Annotated in this window: 24 protein-coding genes and 1 riboswitch; of the genes, 1 reads left to right on the forward strand and 23 read right to left on the reverse strand. The window is 64.5% G+C overall.

The window, feature by feature from the left end; genetic code table 11:
• Positions 1–91: 91 nt before the first annotated feature.
• The 22 genes from rpmD to metE all read right to left on the reverse strand — a co-directional run bounded on the left by rpmD (position 92) and on the right by metE (position 12,376).
• On the reverse strand, positions 92–295 hold the full coding sequence (rpmD, locus tag CHRYSEO8AT_RS00510) for a 50S ribosomal protein L30 (RefSeq protein ID WP_135195335.1): 204 nt from the start codon (positions 293–295) through the stop codon (positions 92–94).
• A gap of 2 nt (positions 296–297) precedes the next feature.
• A complete protein-coding gene (gene rpsE, locus CHRYSEO8AT_RS00515; RefSeq protein WP_135195334.1) occupies positions 298–906 on the reverse strand; it encodes a 30S ribosomal protein S5 in 609 nt (202 codons plus the stop codon).
• A 12-nt stretch (positions 907–918) separates the two neighbouring features.
• Positions 919–1,275 (reverse strand): 50S ribosomal protein L18, encoded by a 357-nt coding sequence (rplR, locus tag CHRYSEO8AT_RS00520; protein WP_135195333.1) that lies wholly within the window; start codon positions 1,273–1,275, stop codon positions 919–921.
• A 3-nt stretch (positions 1,276–1,278) separates the two neighbouring features.
• On the reverse strand, positions 1,279–1,812 hold the full coding sequence (gene rplF / locus CHRYSEO8AT_RS00525) for a 50S ribosomal protein L6 (protein ID WP_159844783.1): 534 nt from the start codon (positions 1,810–1,812) through the stop codon (positions 1,279–1,281).
• A 1-nt stretch (position 1,813) separates the two neighbouring features.
• Positions 1,814–2,212 carry a 30S ribosomal protein S8 gene (gene rpsH / locus CHRYSEO8AT_RS00530; RefSeq protein ID WP_008262310.1) on the reverse strand — a complete coding sequence of 133 codons (399 nt, stop codon included), beginning with the start codon at positions 2,210–2,212 and terminating at the stop codon, positions 1,814–1,816.
• Between the two features lie 15 nt (positions 2,213–2,227).
• Positions 2,228–2,533: a 30S ribosomal protein S14 gene (rpsN, locus tag CHRYSEO8AT_RS00535; RefSeq protein WP_135195330.1), complete on the reverse strand. Its 306-nt coding sequence runs from the start codon at positions 2,531–2,533 to the stop codon at positions 2,228–2,230.
• 19 nt (positions 2,534–2,552) lie between these two features.
• Positions 2,553–3,113: a 50S ribosomal protein L5 gene (gene rplE / locus CHRYSEO8AT_RS00540; RefSeq protein WP_159844788.1), complete on the reverse strand. Its 561-nt coding sequence runs from the start codon at positions 3,111–3,113 to the stop codon at positions 2,553–2,555.
• Complete coding sequence (rplX, locus tag CHRYSEO8AT_RS00545; protein WP_135195328.1) at positions 3,113–3,421, reverse strand: 50S ribosomal protein L24; 309 nt, start codon at positions 3,419–3,421, stop codon at positions 3,113–3,115. Before rplX ends, rplE begins: the two co-directional genes overlap by 1 nt.
• A 1-nt stretch (position 3,422) precedes the next feature.
• Positions 3,423–3,791 (reverse strand): 50S ribosomal protein L14, encoded by a 369-nt coding sequence (gene rplN / locus CHRYSEO8AT_RS00550; protein WP_003164378.1) that lies wholly within the window; start codon positions 3,789–3,791, stop codon positions 3,423–3,425.
• An 18-nt stretch (positions 3,792–3,809) separates the two neighbouring features.
• Positions 3,810–4,052 carry a 30S ribosomal protein S17 gene (gene rpsQ / locus CHRYSEO8AT_RS00555; RefSeq protein WP_008262472.1) on the reverse strand — a complete coding sequence of 81 codons (243 nt, stop codon included), beginning with the start codon at positions 4,050–4,052 and terminating at the stop codon, positions 3,810–3,812.
• Between the two features lie 10 nt (positions 4,053–4,062).
• The gene (rpmC, locus tag CHRYSEO8AT_RS00560) at positions 4,063–4,260 is read right to left on the reverse strand and encodes a 50S ribosomal protein L29 (RefSeq protein ID WP_135195327.1); all 198 of its coding nucleotides are present in this window, start codon (positions 4,258–4,260) and stop codon (positions 4,063–4,065) included.
• Entirely contained in the window at positions 4,260–4,700 is a 441-nt protein-coding gene (gene rplP / locus CHRYSEO8AT_RS00565) for a 50S ribosomal protein L16 (RefSeq protein WP_087119314.1), read from the reverse strand. Before rplP ends, rpmC begins: the two co-directional genes overlap by 1 nt.
• Positions 4,701–4,703: 3 nt before the next feature.
• Positions 4,704–5,459, reverse strand: a complete 756-nt coding sequence (rpsC, locus tag CHRYSEO8AT_RS00570; RefSeq protein WP_159844791.1) for a 30S ribosomal protein S3 — start codon at positions 5,457–5,459, stop codon at positions 4,704–4,706.
• Positions 5,459–5,839 carry a 50S ribosomal protein L22 gene (rplV, locus tag CHRYSEO8AT_RS00575; RefSeq protein WP_159844793.1) on the reverse strand — a complete coding sequence of 127 codons (381 nt, stop codon included), beginning with the start codon at positions 5,837–5,839 and terminating at the stop codon, positions 5,459–5,461. Before rplV ends, rpsC begins: the two co-directional genes overlap by 1 nt.
• A gap of 3 nt (positions 5,840–5,842) precedes the next feature.
• Positions 5,843–6,121: a 30S ribosomal protein S19 gene (rpsS, locus tag CHRYSEO8AT_RS00580; RefSeq protein ID WP_135195324.1), complete on the reverse strand. Its 279-nt coding sequence runs from the start codon at positions 6,119–6,121 to the stop codon at positions 5,843–5,845.
• A 2-nt stretch (positions 6,122–6,123) separates the two neighbouring features.
• Positions 6,124–6,960, reverse strand: a complete 837-nt coding sequence (gene rplB, locus CHRYSEO8AT_RS00585; protein WP_008259904.1) for a 50S ribosomal protein L2 — start codon at positions 6,958–6,960, stop codon at positions 6,124–6,126.
• A gap of 4 nt (positions 6,961–6,964) precedes the next feature.
• A complete protein-coding gene (locus CHRYSEO8AT_RS00590) occupies positions 6,965–7,267 on the reverse strand; it encodes a 50S ribosomal protein L23 (RefSeq protein WP_159844796.1) in 303 nt (100 codons plus the stop codon).
• On the reverse strand, positions 7,267–7,905 hold the full coding sequence (gene rplD / locus CHRYSEO8AT_RS00595; protein ID WP_135195321.1) for a 50S ribosomal protein L4: 639 nt from the start codon (positions 7,903–7,905) through the stop codon (positions 7,267–7,269). The genes CHRYSEO8AT_RS00590 and rplD overlap by 1 nt, the downstream gene beginning before the upstream one ends.
• Positions 7,905–8,654 carry a 50S ribosomal protein L3 gene (gene rplC, locus CHRYSEO8AT_RS00600; RefSeq protein WP_159844799.1) on the reverse strand — a complete coding sequence of 250 codons (750 nt, stop codon included), beginning with the start codon at positions 8,652–8,654 and terminating at the stop codon, positions 7,905–7,907. Before rplC ends, rplD begins: the two co-directional genes overlap by 1 nt.
• 21 nt (positions 8,655–8,675) lie before the next feature.
• Complete coding sequence (gene rpsJ, locus CHRYSEO8AT_RS00605) at positions 8,676–8,981, reverse strand: 30S ribosomal protein S10 (protein ID WP_105563630.1); 306 nt, start codon at positions 8,979–8,981, stop codon at positions 8,676–8,678.
• A 294-nt stretch (positions 8,982–9,275) separates the two neighbouring features.
• Complete coding sequence (locus tag CHRYSEO8AT_RS00610; RefSeq protein ID WP_236547372.1) at positions 9,276–10,040, reverse strand: acyl-CoA thioesterase; 765 nt, start codon at positions 10,038–10,040, stop codon at positions 9,276–9,278.
• Positions 10,037–12,376 (reverse strand): 5-methyltetrahydropteroyltriglutamate--homocysteine S-methyltransferase, encoded by a 2,340-nt coding sequence (metE, locus tag CHRYSEO8AT_RS00615; RefSeq protein WP_159844802.1) that lies wholly within the window; start codon positions 12,374–12,376, stop codon positions 10,037–10,039. The genes CHRYSEO8AT_RS00610 and metE overlap by 4 nt, the downstream gene beginning before the upstream one ends.
• Positions 12,377–12,485: 109 nt before the next feature.
• Positions 12,486–12,669, reverse strand: a riboswitch (cobalamin riboswitch).
• 271 nt (positions 12,670–12,940) lie between these two features.
• Here metE and CHRYSEO8AT_RS00620 point away from each other — a divergent pair.
• On the forward strand, positions 12,941–13,684 hold the full coding sequence (locus tag CHRYSEO8AT_RS00620; protein ID WP_159844805.1) for a porin: 744 nt from the start codon (positions 12,941–12,943) through the stop codon (positions 13,682–13,684).
• Positions 13,685–13,826: 142 nt separating this feature from the next.
• On the opposite strand, the gene CHRYSEO8AT_RS00625 is transcribed toward CHRYSEO8AT_RS00620, so the two are convergent.
• Entirely contained in the window at positions 13,827–14,714 is an 888-nt protein-coding gene (locus CHRYSEO8AT_RS00625; protein ID WP_159844808.1) for a GIN domain-containing protein, read from the reverse strand.
• Between the last annotated feature and the right edge of the window lie 53 nt (positions 14,715–14,767).

Consider the following 14,767-nt stretch of genomic DNA (forward strand, 5'->3'; position numbering starts at 1 on the left):
GTAAAAATTTAAGGGCCGCTGATAGGCGACCCTCGGGGTATTCGCAAGTGCAGAAACGCCCTCCCCCGGGTTCGGGAGAGGGCGAAACGGCTTACTTTTCGACGATCTCGGTCAGGTGGGCGACCTTGGCGATCATCCCACGAACCGAAGGCGTGTCTTCCAGAGTCGATTCACGACCCAGGCGGTTCAGACCCAGGCCCACCAGGGTGGCGCGCTGGTCATTCTTGCGGCGGATCGGCGAACCGGTCTGCTTGACGGTGACGGTCTTGGCGTCGGTCTTCTTGGACGGGGCCATGATTAGGACTCCACAGCTTCGGGCGTCGAAGCGCCGTCGTTGCGACGGCCCATCAGATCCGCGACCTTCTTGCCGCGCTTGGACGCGACTTGACGGGGCGAGGACTGGACCTTCAGCGCTTCGAACGTCGCGCGGATCATGTTGTAGGGGTTCGACGAACCGGTCGACTTGCCCACGACGTCCTGGACGCCGAGGGTTTCGAGCACGGCGCGCATCGGACCACCTGCGATGACGCCGGTCCCGGGAGGGGCAGCGCGCATCATGATCTTGCCGGCGCCCCAACGGCCGTTGCCGTCGTGGTGCAGCGTGCGGTTCTCGCGAAGCGGAACGCGGATCATGGTCTTCTTGGCTTCTTCGGTCGCCTTGCGGATGGCTTCCGGCACTTCGCGCGCCTTGCCGTGACCGAAGCCGACGCGACCCTTGCCGTCACCGACGACCATCAGGGCTGCGAAGGAGAAACGACGGCCGCCTTTGACGGTGGCGGCGACGCGGTTGATGTGGACCAACTTCTCGACGATGTCCGAATCCGGACCATCGGCTTGGGGGCCATTGCGGTTGTCACGACGGTTGCGGTCGTTGCCGCCGCCGCCACGTTGGGGTTGATGCGCCATCTGTCGCGTCCCTTAGAAGTTCAGGCCGGCTTCGCGCGCGGCTTCCGCCAGCGCCTTGACCCGTCCATGATAGATGTACTCGCCACGGTCGAAGACGACGTCCTTGACGCCCTTCTCGATGGCGCGTTCGGCGATCAGCTTGCCGATCGCGGCGGCCGCAGCGGTGTCCGAACCACGCTTGCCCTTGCCGCCTTCCAGCGACGAGGCAGACGCGACGGTCACGCCTTGGGCGTCGTCGATGATCTGGGCCGAGATGTTCTTGTCCGAACGGCTGACCGACAGACGAAGGCGACCGTTGGCGACAGCCTTCAGGCGGCGACGAGTGCGCTCCGAGCGGCGCTTGGCTTGTTGTCGAAGAGAAAGAGCCATGACTTACTTCTTCTTGCCTTCCTTGCGACGGACCTTCTCGCCCGCGTAACGGACGCCCTTGCCCTTGTAGGGCTCCGGCGGACGCAGCTTGCGGATGACCGCGGCGATCTGACCGACGGCTTGCTTGTCAGCGCCCGAGACCTTGATCTCGGTTTGCTTCGGCACTGCGAAGCTGACGCCGGCCGGCGGAGCGATATCGACTTCGTGCGAGAAGCCGAGCTGCAGCGACAGGGCGTCGCCCTTCATCGCGGCGCGGTAACCCACGCCGACCAGTTCCAGAGACTTTTCGAAGCCCGTGGTGACGCCGACGACCATGTTGTCGACCAGGGTGCGCGACAGGCCCCACATCGCGCGACCGCGTTGCGTGTCCGACCGCAGACCCAGCGACAGTTCGTCGCCTTCCTGGGTGACTTCGATTTCGTCTGCGACGGTCCAAGAGCTCTCGCCCTTGGGGCCCTTCACGGTGACGCTCTGGCCGTCGAGCGTGACAGTCACGCCCTTCGGCACTGCGATGGTTTTCTTGCCAATACGGGACATATCAGTAGACCCTGCAGAGGACTTCGCCACCGACGTTAGCGTCGCGGGCGGAGGCGTCGGACATGACGCCCTTCGAAGTCGAGAGGATCGAGATGCCGAGGCCGTTCTTGACGGGCTTCAGATCGCCGATCGCCGAATAGACGCGGCGGCCCGGCTTGGACACGCGAGCGATCTCGGCGATGACGGGCTGACCGTCGAAGTACTTCAGCTCGATCTCGAACTGCGGAAACTCACCCGGGTTCTGAACCAGGTTGTAGCCGCGGATGTAGCCTTCGTCCTGCAGCACGTCGAGGACGCGCTGACGCAGACGAGAAGCGGGGGTCAACACCTTGGAACGCTTGCGGGTCGCCGCGTTCTTGATGCGAGCGATCATGTCGCTCAGGGGATCGTTGATCATCATGTCTGTTCGCTCCCCTTACCAGCTGGATTTCGTCAGGCCAGGGATCTGGCCCTGGTTGCCGAGTTCACGCAGCGCAATCCGGCTCATCTTGAGCTTGCGATAGAACGCCCGCGGACGACCCGTCACTTCGCAACGGTTGCGAATGCGGCTCGGCGCGGAGTTGCGCGGCAGTTCAGCCAGCTTCAGGCGCGCGTCGAAGCGCTCCTCCAGCGGCAGGTTTTCGTCGTTGGCGGTCGCCTTCAGGGCGGCCCGCTTCGCGGCATACTTCGCAACAAGGGCCTTGACGGCTTCGTTACGGTTTACGGCGCTTTTCTTAGCCATTGTGCTCTTCCCTTCCCGCTCAGTTCTTCACGAACGGGAACTTGAACTCGGTGAGGAGAGCCTTGGCTTCCTCATCGGTCTTGGCCGTGGTGCAGACGACAATGTCCATGCCCCACATCTGATCGATCTGGTCGTAGTTGATCTCCGGGAACACGATGTGTTCCTTCAGACCCGTGGCGTAGTTGCCGCGACCATCGAAGGACGTGCCCTTCAGACCACGGAAATCCTTCACGCGCGGCAGCGCGATCGTGATGAACCGGTCCAGGAACTCGTACATCTGTTCGCCGCGCAGCGTGACCTTGCCGCCGATGACCATGCCTTCACGCAGCTTGAAGCCGGCGATGGAGTTACGGGCCTTGGTGGCGACGGCCTTCTGACCGGCGATGGCCGTCAGATCCTTGAGGGCGGTGTTCGCCTTCTTGGAGTCCGCAACAGCTTCACCGATGCCCATGTTCAGGACGATCTTGTCCAGCTTGGGCACCTGCATTTCGTTCGTGTAGCCGAACTTTTCCTTCATCACCTGGCGGATGCGAGCTTGATACTCGACCTTGAGGCGCGGGGCGTACTTTTCGGTAGCCATCAGATGACGTCTCCCGTCGTCTTGGCGATGCGGACCTTGGTGTCCCCATCGATCTTGAAGCCGACGCGGGTCGCCTTGCCGTTGGCGTCGGCGATCGCGACGTTCGACAGGTGAAGCGAGGCTTCCTTGTTCTTGATACCGCCCTGCGGGTCAGCCTGGCTCGGGCGCGTGTGGCGCTGAACCATGTTGCAGCCTTCGACGAGGACGCGATTTTCGGTAGGCAGGACCTTCAGCACGTTGCCCGTGCGGCCCTTGTCCTTGCCGGTGAGGACGACGACGCGGTCGCCCTTCTTGATCTTGGCGGCCATGTTACAGGACCTCCGGTGCCAGCGAGATGATCTTCATGTGGTTCTTGGCGCGCAGTTCGCGAGGAACCGGGCCGAAGATCCGCGTGCCGACAGGCTCGTTCTGCTTGTTGACGATGACAGCGGCCGACTTGTCAAAGCGGATGACCGAGCCGTCCTTGCGTTGGATGTCCTTGGCGGTGCGCACGACGATAGCGCGAACGACGTCGCCCTTCTTCACGCGGCCGCGGGGGATGGCTTCCTTCACGGAGGCGACGATTGTGTCGCCGATCGAGGCGTAGCGGCGCTTGGAGCCGCCCAACACCTTGATGCACATGACCCGGCGGGCGCCCGAATTATCGGCCACTTCCAGGTTAGTTTGCATCTGGATCATAAGATCAGATCCTTCTGATTACGAGGCCGAGGCGTTGGAAAGGACTTCCCAGCGCTTCAGTTTGGATTTCGGGGCGCACTCGACGATGCGAGCGATGTCGCCGACTTTGAGCGCGTTGGCTTCGTCGTGCGCGTGGTACTTCTTCGAAAGACGAACGATCTTTTTCAGAACAGGGTGCAGCAGCGTGCGCTCCACCTTCACGACGACGGTCTTTTCGCCCTTGTCGGACACGACCACGCCTTCAAGAATTCGCTTGGGCATATTCGTTTCCTTACGAGGCCGCACGCTGCTCGCGCAGAAGCGTCGAGATGCGTGCGATGTCTTTGCGGACTTCACCAACGCGGTGAGTCTTTTCCATTTGGCCGGTGGCCGCCTGGAAGCGCAGGTTGAACTGTTCCTTCTTGAGCTTCAGCAGCTCGTCGGACAGTTGGTCGGTCGTTTGCGACCGCAGATCGGCGATCTTGGTCATTAGGCGGCTACCTCGACATGAGCGACGCCGGCGTCGATGCGGGTCACCACCTTGGTGCGGACCGGCAGCTTGGCTGCGCCGAGACGGAGCGCTTCGCGGGCGACATCGTCCGGAACGCCGTCGATTTCAAACAGGATACGGCCGGGGTGGCAGCGCGCGGCCCAGTGGTCCACGGCGCCCTTGCCCTTACCCATCCGGACTTCGGCCGGCTTGCCCGTGACGGGCAGGTCGGGGAAGACGCGGATCCAGACGCGGCCCTGACGCTTCATCTGGCGGGTGATCGCGCGGCGAGCCGCTTCGATCTGACGCGCAGTGATGCGTTCCGGCTCCAGCGTCTTCAGGCCATACGACCCGAAGTTCAGCGAGAAGCCACCCTTGGCCGAGCCATGGATCCGGCCCTTGAAGGCCTTGCGGTACTTGGTCTTCTTCGGTTGCAACATGACTTAGTTCTCACGTCCCCGGTCGCGACGCGGACCGCGGTCGCCACGGGGGCCGCCGCGTTCGCGGCCTTCGTTCGAGGACGGACCCGAAGCTTCCTGGGCCCAACGCTTGTCCTGCGCCATGGGATCGTGCTCCAGCACTTCACCCTTAAAGACCCAGACCTTCACGCCGATGATGCCGTAGGTCGTCTTGGCTTCGTAGAAGCCATAGTCGATGTCGGCGCGCAGCGTGTGAAGCGGCACGCGACCTTCGCGGTACCATTCCATACGTGCGATTTCTGCACCGCCCAGACGGCCCGAGACATTCATACGAATGCCCTTGGCGCCGAGACGCATCGCCGACTGCATCGAACGCTTCATGGCGCGACGGAAGGCCACGCGGCGTTCCAGTTGTTGCGCGATGTTTTCAGCGATCAGCTGCGCATCGGTTTCCGGCTTGCGGACTTCGATGATGTTCAGGTGAACTTCACCTTCGGTGCGCGCCGAGATGTCCTTGCGGAGCTTCTCGATGTCAGCGCCCTTCTTACCGATCACGACGCCCGGACGGGCGGCGTAGATGGTGATCCGGCACTTCTTGTGCGGGCGCTCGATGATGATGCGCGACACACCGGCGGCGCCCAGACGTTCCCGCAGCCACTCGCGCAGCTTCAGGTCCTGGTGCAGCAGGCGGGAGTAGTCGGCGCCGGCGGCGAACCAACGGCTGTCCCACGTACGGTTCACGCCGAGGCGCAGACCGATCGGATTGATTTTCTGACCCATCAGGCGGCCTCGCCGGCTTCACGGACCACGATGGTGATCTCGCTGAACGGTTTCAGGATGCGCGACGAACGACCACGAGCACGGCTCGCGAAACGCTTCATCACCAGGTTCTTGCCCACATAGGCCTCGGCGACGACAAGGTTGTCGATGTCGAGGTTGTGGTTGTTCTCGGCGTTCGAGATCGCCGAATACAGGACCTTGCGGACGTCGGTCGCGATACGCTTACGGCTGAATTCCAGCTCGTTCAGCGCCTTCTGGACCGGCATGCCGCGGATCGATGCGGCGACCAGGCCCAGCTTTTGCGGGCTGATGCGTACGTTGACCAGCTTGGCGCGGGCCTCGGTCGGGGCGACCCGACGCTCATTTTTTGTCTGGGCCATCAGTTACTTCCTTTTGGCCTTCTTGTCCGCCGCGTGACCCGGGAAACTCCGGGTCGGGGCGAACTCGCCGAGCTTCATGCCGACCATCTCTTCCGAGACCGACACGGGCACGTGCTTCTGACCGTTATGGACGCCGAACGTCAGACCGACGAACTGCGGCAGGATGGTGGAGCGGCGCGACCAGGTCTTGATCACGTCCTTGCGGCCCGACGTTTGAACGGCGTCGGCCTTCTTGAGCAGATACCCGTCGACAAACGGGCCTTTCCAGGAGGAGCGGGCCATTCTTAGCGAGCCTTCTTAACGTGGCGGGTACGGATGATATACTTGTCCGTAGCCTTGTTCTTGCGGGTACGGGTGCCCTTGGTGTCCTTGCCCCACGGGGTAACCGGGGTACGACCACCAGAGGTCCGGCCTTCACCACCACCATGCGGGTGGTCGATCGGGTTCATGGCGACGCCGCGAACGTGCGGGCGGAAGCCCATGTGACGCTTGCGACCGGCCTTGCCCAGGTTCTGGTTCATGTGGTCGGGGTTCGAAACCGCGCCCACCGTGGCGATGCAGCCGTCCAGGACCATACGCAGTTCGCCCGAGCCGAGACGGATCTGAGCGTAGCCCTGATCGCGACCCACCAGTTGGGCGTAGGCGCCGGCCGAGCGGGCCAGCTGAGCGCCCTTGCCCGGCTTCATTTCGATGTTGTGGATGATCGTACCCACCGGCATCGAACGAAGCGGCATGGCGTTGCCCGGCTTCACGTCGGTCTTTTCGCCCGCGATCACCGTGTCGCCAGCCTTAAGGCGTTGCGGCGCGATGATGTAGGTCTTCTCGCCGTCTTCGTAGGTCACGAGAGCGATGAAGGCCGTGCGGTTCGGATCGTATTCCAGGCGCTCGACCGTGCCGACCATGTCCCACTTACGACGCTTGAAGTCGATCTTGCGGTACAGGGTCTTGGCGCCGCCGCCACGGAAGCGGACCGCGATGCGACCGCCCTGCCCGCGTCCGCCCGACTTGGTCAGACCTTCGGTCAGCGACTTTTCCGGACGGCCCTTGTGGAGCTCCGAACGGTCGACCAGCACGAGGGCGCGACGGCCCGGCGAGGTCGGATTGTAATGTTTCAAGGCCATCTGATCAGAGCCCCGTGGTGACGTCGATCGACTGGCCGTCGGCCAGCGTCACGATCGCTTTTTTGATGTCGACCCGGCGACCCAGGATACCCCGGAAGCGCTTGGTCTTGCCCTTTTGAACCAGGGTGTTGACCTTCAGGACGTTGACTTTGAACAGGCTTTCGACCGCAGCTGCGATCTCGTCCTTGGTCGCCGTGTCGGAGACGCGGAAGACGACCTTGTTCTGCTCGGACAGGATCGTCGCCTTCTCGGTGATGATCGGCGAGAGGATCGTGTCGTAGTGTTTGGCGGTAGGTTGAGCAGCCATTACGCAGCTTCCTTATCGCTGAAACGGGCCTCGATCGCCTCGATGGCGGCCTTGGTCAGGACCAGCTTGTCAGCCCGCAGGATGTCATAGACGTTCAGGCCGGCGTTCGGCAGCACGTCGATGTGCGGGATGTTGCGAGCGGCCAGGCCGAAGTTCGTATCGACTTCGGGACCCGCGATGATGAGAGCCTTGGTCCAGCCCAGCTTGCCGAGCGTCTCGCGCAGCGAGGCGGTCTTGGCTTCCTTGACCGAGACGGTGTCGACGATGATCAGGTCGCCCGACTTGACCTTGGAAGACAGGGCGTGACGCAGGGCCAGCGCGCGGATCTTCTTGGGAAGCGAGAAACCGTGATCGCGAACGATCGGACCAAAGGCGCGCGAACCACCAACGAACTGCGGTGCACGGCGCGAACCGTGACGAGCGCCGCCGGTGCCCTTTTGCTTGTACATCTTCTTGCCCGTACGAGAGTTCTCGTTGCGGGTTTGAACCTTGTGCGTACCGGCGCGGCGCTTGGCCAGTTGCCAGTTGACGGTGCGGGCCAGGATGTCGCCGCGGATGTCGGAGATGCCGAAGACGGCGTCCGACAGTTCCACGTCGCCAGCAGCCTTGCCGTCGAGTTGGATGACAGAGAGTTTCATTACGCTTCACCGCCTTCGGTCGCTTCGACGGAGACTTCTTCAGCCGGAGTCGAGGCGGGTTGAGCAGCAGACTTGCTCGACTTCAGCGCACCGGGGAACGGAGCGTCAGCCGGGCGAGCCTTCTTGATGGCGTCGCGAACCTTGACGTAGCTGCCGTCGTGACCGGGGACAGCGCCCTTGATCAGGATCAGGCCACGCTCGGCGTCCACGCGGACGACGGTCAGGTTCTGGGTGGTGACGGTTTCCGTACCATAATGGCCGGCCATCTTCTTGCCGGGGAACGTGCGACCCGGGTCCTGACGGTTACCCGTCGAACCGTGCGAACGGTGCGAGACCGAAACGCCGTGGGAGGCGCGAAGGCCGCCGAAGTTCCAGCGCTTCATGGCGCCGGCGAAACCCTTACCGATGGTCTCGCCCTGGATGTCGACCTTCTGGCCTACCAGGAAGTGTTCGGCCGACAGTTCGGCGCCCACGTCCAGCAGACCGTCCGCATCGACGCGGAACTCGGTCACATAGGCTTTCGGCTCGACTTCCGCCTTGGCGAAGGTCTCGCGTTGAGCCTTGTTGGTGTTCTTGGCCTTCTTCGTGCCAGCGCCCAGCTGGAGAGCGACGTAGCCGTCACGCTCCTGGGTACGTTGGCCGACGACTTGGCAGCCGTCGAGCTGAAGCACAGTGACCGGTACGTGCGCGCCGTCATCGGCGAACACGCGGGTCATGCCCAGCTTCTTGGCGATCACGCCCGTGCGCATCGGATCCCGCCTCTTTCTACTTTAAATCTTGATCTCGACGTCCACACCGGCGGACAGGTCGAGCTTCATGAGCGCGTCCACGGTCTGCGGGGTGGGGTCGATGATGTCGAGCACGCGTTTGTGCGTGCGGATTTCAAACTGCTCACGCGACTTCTTATCGACGTGCGGCGAGCGGTTCACGGTGAACTTCTCGATCAGGGTCGGCAGCGGAATCGGACCGCGAACGGTCGCGCCGGTGCGCTTGGCGGTATTAACGATCTCGCGCGTCGAGAAATCGAGGACGCGGTGATCAAAGGCCTTGAGCCTGATGCGGATGCTTTGATCCATATCGGTGCTTACTTCCAATGCGGTCGGAGGACCGCGTCCCTGTGAACCATTTCAAAGACCGAAGGCCTTCGGGCAAAAAGCCCTCAGGGAACGCAAATCCGCAAAAACGATCGGCCCACGCAGTTGCCCGCGAAGGCCGCTAAATCCCAAGAAGCTGCAAAGAACAGTGACTTAGGTCGTTCCTGCGGACCGCGTTTGCAGCGAACTGCACAGCCGGTCCAACAAGAGTGGTGGCTTATGCCTACCGATTCTGATTTCGTCAAGCGCGCAAACCCGTGCTGACACAGGATTTCGTCAGGCCGTCTCCAGCGCCGACGCCGGCCGGGAAATCGTCCTGGGTCGCCCGGCTTCGTCCACCGCCACCATGACGAACTCCGCCGCCGCAGACCGTCGGCGTTCGCCCGTCAGCAGCCCCTCGGCCCACAGTTCGACCTCTATGGTCACCGAAGTCCGACCGACCCTCGTCGCGCGCGACGCCAGCTCGATCATGTCGCCTTCTCTTATGGGAGACGAGAAGTCGATGCGGTTCGACGCGGCCATGACCATCACGGACCTGGCCTTGCGCGTCGCACAGATGAAGGCCGCCTTGCCCATCAGCTTCAGCGCATCGCCGCCGTAAAGCGTGCCGTAGTGGTTGGTCCAGGTCGGGAAGACCATCTCCACCGCCCTCAGCCAGCCGTCGTCCTGAGGCGTGTCTTCCTGCAGAGGCGGCAGGTCGGCCTGCCCCGCCTCTCGCGGCGCCACCATGTTGAAGACGCCCCGCGTGCACAGCCGTCGCTCGCCGCCGACCGGCGCCTCGGCCCATAGTTCGACCTCGACGCCCATCGACGTGCGCCCGACGCGCACGACCCTCCCTGTCGCCTCGACCATCTCGCCGATCCGGGCAGGCGCAGCGAAGTCGATCCGCTCGCACCCGGCCGTGACGGTGGGCCGCCGCGCATGACGCGCGGCGGCCAAGAAGGCGACCTTGTCCAGGTGCGCCAGACCGACGCCCCCGAACAATGTCCCGTGGTGGTTGGCGTCCCCAGGGAACACCATGTCTATAAGCGTGACGCTCACGCCCGCGCCGTCTCTTCCCGCGCGGCTTTCGCAGCCGACACCATGTTCGTCAGCGCCGCCTCGGTCTCGGGCCAGCCCCGCGTCTTCAGTCCGCAGTCCGGGTTCACCCACAGCCGATCCGCCGGCAGCTTGCCCGCCGCCGCCGTTAGCAGGGCCGCCATCTCCTCCACCGACGGCACGCGCGGCGAGTGGATGTCATAGACGCCCGGCCCGATCTCGGCCGGATAGCGGTAGTCGGAGAAGGCGTCGAGCAGTTCCATCCGCGACCGCGAGGTCTCGATGGAGATGACGTCCGCGTCCATGGCCCCGATGGACTGGATGATGTCGTTGAACTCGGAATAGCACATGTGGGTGTGGATCTGGGTCTCGTCTCGGACGCCCGAGGCCGTGATGCGGAAGCTCTCCACCGCCCAGTCCAGATACCCGGCCCAGTCGGCGCGACGCAGCGGCAGGCCTTCGCGCAAAGCCGCCTCGTCGATCTGGATCACGGCGGCGCCCGCCGTCTCCAGATCCGTCACCTCGTCGCGAATGGCGAAGGCGATCTGGCGGCAGGTGGTGCTGCGCGGCTGGTCGTCGCGCACGAAGGACCAGTTCAGGATGGTCACCGGCCCCGTCAGCATTCCCTTCATCGGCCGATCGGTCAGCGACTGCGCGTAACGCCACCACTCCACCGTCATCGGCCTGGGCCGCGACACGTCGCCAAAGATGATCGGCGGCCGCACGCAGCGCGAGCCATAGGACTGCACCCAGGCCGCCTTTGTGAAAGCAAAGCCCGACAGCTGCTCGCCGAAATACTGGACCATGTCGTTACGCTCGAACTCACCGTGAACCAGCACGTCTAGACCCAAATCCTCCTGCCATTTCACCGTCCGCGCCGTCTCCTCGCGCAGGAACCGGGCATAGGCCGCATCGTCGATGACGCCCTTGCCGTGATCGGCCCGCGCCTTGCGGACCTCCGAGGTCTGCGGGAACGAACCGATGGTCGTGGTCGGATAGGCGGGCAGGTTCAGCCGCCGCTGCTGCACCCCGCGCCGGATTTCGAAGCTGGAGCTTCGGTTCGCCAGCGCCGGATCGGCATCGGCCGCCCGCGCCTGAACCCTGGGATCGTTGATACGCGGCGAGGTGCGGCGCGACGCGACCGAGGCGGTCGAGGCGTCCAGCTCGGCCTTCACCGCTGCCCTTCCCTCGTTCAGCGCCCGCGCCAGGATCGCCAGTTCGGCGACCTTCTGCACCGCGAACGCCAGCCAGTCCTTGATCTCCGCATCCAGAGCCGTCTCCCGCTCTAGATCGATCGGCGTGTGCAGCAGAGAGCAGGACGGCGCGATGACCACCTGACGTCCCGCCGCGACCAACGGCTCGACCCGGTCCAGCACTGCGTTCAGATCGGCCTTCCACACATTGCGGCCGTCGATCACGCCCAGCGACAGCACCTGATCGGCCCGCGCCGCCGACGCGACCTGCGCCAACTGTTCCGGCGCGCGAACCAGATCGATGTGCAGCCCCTGCACCGGCAGGTTCAACGCCGTTTCCAGATTGTCGCCTAGCGCCCCGAAATAGGTGGTCAGCATCACCTTGATCGGCGGCGTCACGTCCGTCAGCACGCGGTAGGCGTGGTCATAGGCGGCCTTCGCCTCGTCGCTCAGATCGGTGACCAGGCATGGCTCGTCCAACTGCACCCATGTCGCCCCCGCCCGCGCCAGCGATCGCAACACCTCGGCATAGACCGGCAACAGACGCGGCAGCAGGCTCAGCACATCGAAGGTCTCGCCGCGTGTTTTGCCCAGCAACAGATAGGACACCGGCCCCAGCAGCACCGGCCGCGTCTCGATCCCCTGCGCCCTGGCTTCCAGATACTCGTCCAGCGCCTTGGTCGACCCCAGGCGGAAGACTTGGTCAGCCGTGAACTCGGGCGCGAGATAGTGGTAGTTGGTGTCGAACCACTTGGTCATCTCCATCGCTGGCACGCCTTCGCCGCCGCCATGAGTGTGACCGTGCTCGCAGACCTGGGCGTCGCCGCGCGCCCCCCGGGCCATGGCGAAATAGGTCGCCAGATCGACGCTCTCGCCGCTCCAGCCATAGGCCGCAGGCACGGCCCCGACCATCGCCGTCAGGTCCAGCACTTGGTCATACAGAGAAAAGTCGTTGGACGGCACGATGTCGGCGCCCAGGTCGCGTTGCCGCGCCCAGGTCAGGCCCCGCAGATCGGCGGCGGTGGACAGCAGGGTCTCTGCGTCGATCTTTCCGGCCCAATGGGCTTCGAGCGCGGTCTTCAGCTCCCTCTTGGGGCCAATGCGGGGAAAGCCGAGGGTGGCGACCTGGACGGGGTGGCGGGTCATGACATTCGAAACCTGTGTTGTGGCCAGGTTTCGGACAGGGTCGCGCGGACGCCGACGCGGACGTGCAGGGTCCGGCGGCGCGCATGCGGCCTGACCGGGCACCCCGCCGGAGGACGTTATCTGTCGGGGCAGGTCTCCTGGCTCACGGGTCGACGCCTCGGGCCCGGCCTTCCCGGCGCGAACGCCAGTGACACGAGATGGACCCTCGACTCGCCGCTTACAGTTGCGGGGGCAGCGCCGGTTTCACACCGGCTTCCCTCTTAGCTCCACACACCCCGAAGGGCGCGTGCAGACCACGACGCCGACAGATGACCGCAACACTACGACCGCGTCAATAGATATAAGGATATGCTTATATCTTTATATCCCACCCAGGCGTTAACCGTTCGCCCCAGGACCTCCCCCTTGGTGACACATTCCTGCCGCAACGCGTGACAGTCGTGCAACAGCTTCGCGACAGGTGAAAAACGAACGGCGGTTTATTGCTTAGCTTCGTTCGCATCCTGATAGCAGGCGCCCTCCTCGGGCTCCCAACCGGGCACAGACTGCTAAGGACAAAAGAAAATGAAGACGATCCTCCTCGCCACCGCCGCCGCTGCCCTGTTCGCCGCTCCGGCCTTCGCTCAAGACGCCATCGGTTCGGTCGGCGTGACCTATTCCAACCCGTCGATCGAAGTCGCCGGCACCGATGTCGACGCCGACATCTGGACCGTTGACGGCACCGTCGCCATGCCGGTCCAAGACTGGACTGTCACCCTGAACGGCGCCATCGACTACACCAAGGCCTTCGGTGAAGAAGACACCTCGGGCGCAGCCGCCGCTCACCTGACCAAGCTGTGGACCTCCGACGTCCGCGCCGGCGCCTTCGTCGCCGCCAACGGCATCGGCACGGGCGACACCGTCTGGACCGTGGGCGCCGAAGCTCAGAAGTATCTGGCTGGCTCGACCCTGACCGGCCTGGTCGCCTGGACCGACGCCGACGCCGGCGACATCTGGACCGTCGGTGGCGACGCCGCCTTCTACGTCATGCCGAACCTTCGCCTGAACGCTGGCGTCTCGTACAACAACGTCGACGTGAACGCAGGCAGCGTTGACGCCTGGACCTACGGCGTCGGCGCCGAATACGAGTTCGAGAACACCCCGTTCTCGGTCGGCGCTTCCTACACCCGCGCCGATGTCGATTCGATCGACGTCGATACCTGGGCCCTGGGCCTGCGCTACTCGTTCGGTGGCGGTCTGCAAGCCCGCGATCGCGCCGGCGCCAACCTGGGCGTTTCGGCCATCACGAGCGTCCTGGGCGCCTTCTAAGCCTTTCGGACCTTCCGATACGAAGAGCCCCGGCGGAGCGATCCGCCGGGGCTTTTTCTTTGCTGCCTGATCCCCAGGTACAAAAAAGACCCCCGTGGTTCCACGACCGGGGGCCTTTCCTCTCGCGGCGGAGAAACGGGTCTTAGCGCCCGATGTGCAGGGTCCCCGATCCGACGACGGAGCGTGAGACCGATCCTGTGGCCGAGGCGACGTGGACGCTGCCCGATCCTGCGATGGCGACATCCAGATCGCGCGTCGCGCCGCCGTAACGGACATCGCCCGAGCCGCCGATGGCGACCGACAGCTTGTCCATCCGACCCTGACGCACGTTCACCCCGCCCGAGCCTCCGATCGACAGCTCGCCCCGGCCGTTGACGCTGGCCACGTCCACATTGCCCGAGCCGCCCACGGCCGCCTTCAGCCTTCCGGTCGGTCCCGCGGCGATGGAGCCGGAGCCGCCGACACTGGCGTCCAGCGAACGCGACGTGCCCGCGCGGATGGTCCCCGAGCCGCCCAGGCCCAGTTCCAGGTCTCCGTCCACATTGGCGATGTTCCAGTTGCCGCATCCGCCGTTGTTCAGCTCGACGGACCGCGCGCCGCGCCCGACCGAGCCGAACACGGCGCCGCTGGCGCTGACATCCACGTCGCGCGGCGTGCGCAGCACGATCAGCGGCGCATCCTCCAGGCGGACCCGCCCCAGGTCGCGCACCTCGACCGTCGCGCCCTGCCCCGGCTGGGCGGCGTCCGACCGTCCCGAGTTGCAGCTGCGGATGCCGTCATTGCTTCCCAACATACCGCTACGGCGCAGACCCCCGTCGATCTTCACGTCTCCGCCTTCGCGACGGACCTGGACCGCCGGCAGACGCGAACCACCTTGCGTCACCTCCACGCCGACGTCCTGACGGTCCTCGACGATGACGACCACGCGCGCGACGGCGTTGCGGATCTCGACCTCTGCGGCCGATGCCGGCGCGGCGGCCAGCCCCGACAGTGCGGCGACAGCGGCGGCGGCGATCAGTGCGGTTTTCATGTGCGGCTTCCCTTTCCCGAATGTGAGGAGAAGGTGCGCGCCGCCCGCGCCGA

Source organism: Brevundimonas sp. G8 (assembly GCF_902506205.1).
Lineage (GTDB): Bacteria > Pseudomonadota > Alphaproteobacteria > Caulobacterales > Caulobacteraceae > Brevundimonas.

Coding starts and splice junctions, on each gene's coding strand:
- rpmD (WP_135195335.1), bottom strand. CDS start 295: ATGGCCCCGTCCAAGAAGACCGACGCCAAGACCGTCACCGTCAAGCAG.
- rpsE (WP_135195334.1), bottom strand. CDS start 906: ATGGCGCATCAACCCCAACGTGGCGGCGGCGGCAACGACCGCAACCGT.
- rplR (WP_135195333.1), bottom strand. CDS start 1,275: ATGGCTCTTTCTCTTCGACAACAAGCCAAGCGCCGCTCGGAGCGCACT.
- rplF (WP_159844783.1), bottom strand. CDS start 1,812: ATGTCCCGTATTGGCAAGAAAACCATCGCAGTGCCGAAGGGCGTGACT.
- rpsH (WP_008262310.1), bottom strand. CDS start 2,212: ATGATGATCAACGATCCCCTGAGCGACATGATCGCTCGCATCAAGAAC.
- rpsN (WP_135195330.1), bottom strand. CDS start 2,533: ATGGCTAAGAAAAGCGCCGTAAACCGTAACGAAGCCGTCAAGGCCCTT.
- rplE (WP_159844788.1), bottom strand. CDS start 3,113: ATGGCTACCGAAAAGTACGCCCCGCGCCTCAAGGTCGAGTATCAAGCT.
- rplX (WP_135195328.1), bottom strand. CDS start 3,421: ATGGCCGCCAAGATCAAGAAGGGCGACCGCGTCGTCGTCCTCACCGGC.
- rplN (WP_003164378.1), bottom strand. CDS start 3,791: ATGATCCAGATGCAAACTAACCTGGAAGTGGCCGATAATTCGGGCGCC.
- rpsQ (WP_008262472.1), bottom strand. CDS start 4,052: ATGCCCAAGCGAATTCTTGAAGGCGTGGTCGTGTCCGACAAGGGCGAA.
- rpmC (WP_135195327.1), bottom strand. CDS start 4,260: ATGACCAAGATCGCCGATCTGCGGTCGCAAACGACCGACCAACTGTCC.
- rplP (WP_087119314.1), bottom strand. CDS start 4,700: ATGTTGCAACCGAAGAAGACCAAGTACCGCAAGGCCTTCAAGGGCCGG.
- rpsC (WP_159844791.1), bottom strand. CDS start 5,459: ATGGGTCAGAAAATCAATCCGATCGGTCTGCGCCTCGGCGTGAACCGT.
- rplV (WP_159844793.1), bottom strand. CDS start 5,839: ATGGCCCAGACAAAAAATGAGCGTCGGGTCGCCCCGACCGAGGCCCGC.
- rpsS (WP_135195324.1), bottom strand. CDS start 6,121: ATGGCCCGCTCCTCCTGGAAAGGCCCGTTTGTCGACGGGTATCTGCTC.
- rplB (WP_008259904.1), bottom strand. CDS start 6,960: ATGGCCTTGAAACATTACAATCCGACCTCGCCGGGCCGTCGCGCCCTC.
- CHRYSEO8AT_RS00590 (WP_159844796.1), bottom strand. CDS start 7,267: ATGGCTGCTCAACCTACCGCCAAACACTACGACACGATCCTCTCGCCG.
- rplD (WP_135195321.1), bottom strand. CDS start 7,905: ATGAAACTCTCTGTCATCCAACTCGACGGCAAGGCTGCTGGCGACGTG.
- rplC (WP_159844799.1), bottom strand. CDS start 8,654: ATGCGCACGGGCGTGATCGCCAAGAAGCTGGGCATGACCCGCGTGTTC.
- rpsJ (WP_105563630.1), bottom strand. CDS start 8,981: ATGGATCAAAGCATCCGCATCAGGCTCAAGGCCTTTGATCACCGCGTC.
- metE (WP_159844802.1), bottom strand. CDS start 12,376: ATGACCCGCCACCCCGTCCAGGTCGCCACCCTCGGCTTTCCCCGCATT.
- CHRYSEO8AT_RS00620 (WP_159844805.1), top strand. CDS start 12,941: ATGAAGACGATCCTCCTCGCCACCGCCGCCGCTGCCCTGTTCGCCGCT.
- CHRYSEO8AT_RS00625 (WP_159844808.1), bottom strand. CDS start 14,714: ATGAAAACCGCACTGATCGCCGCCGCCGCTGTCGCCGCACTGTCGGGG.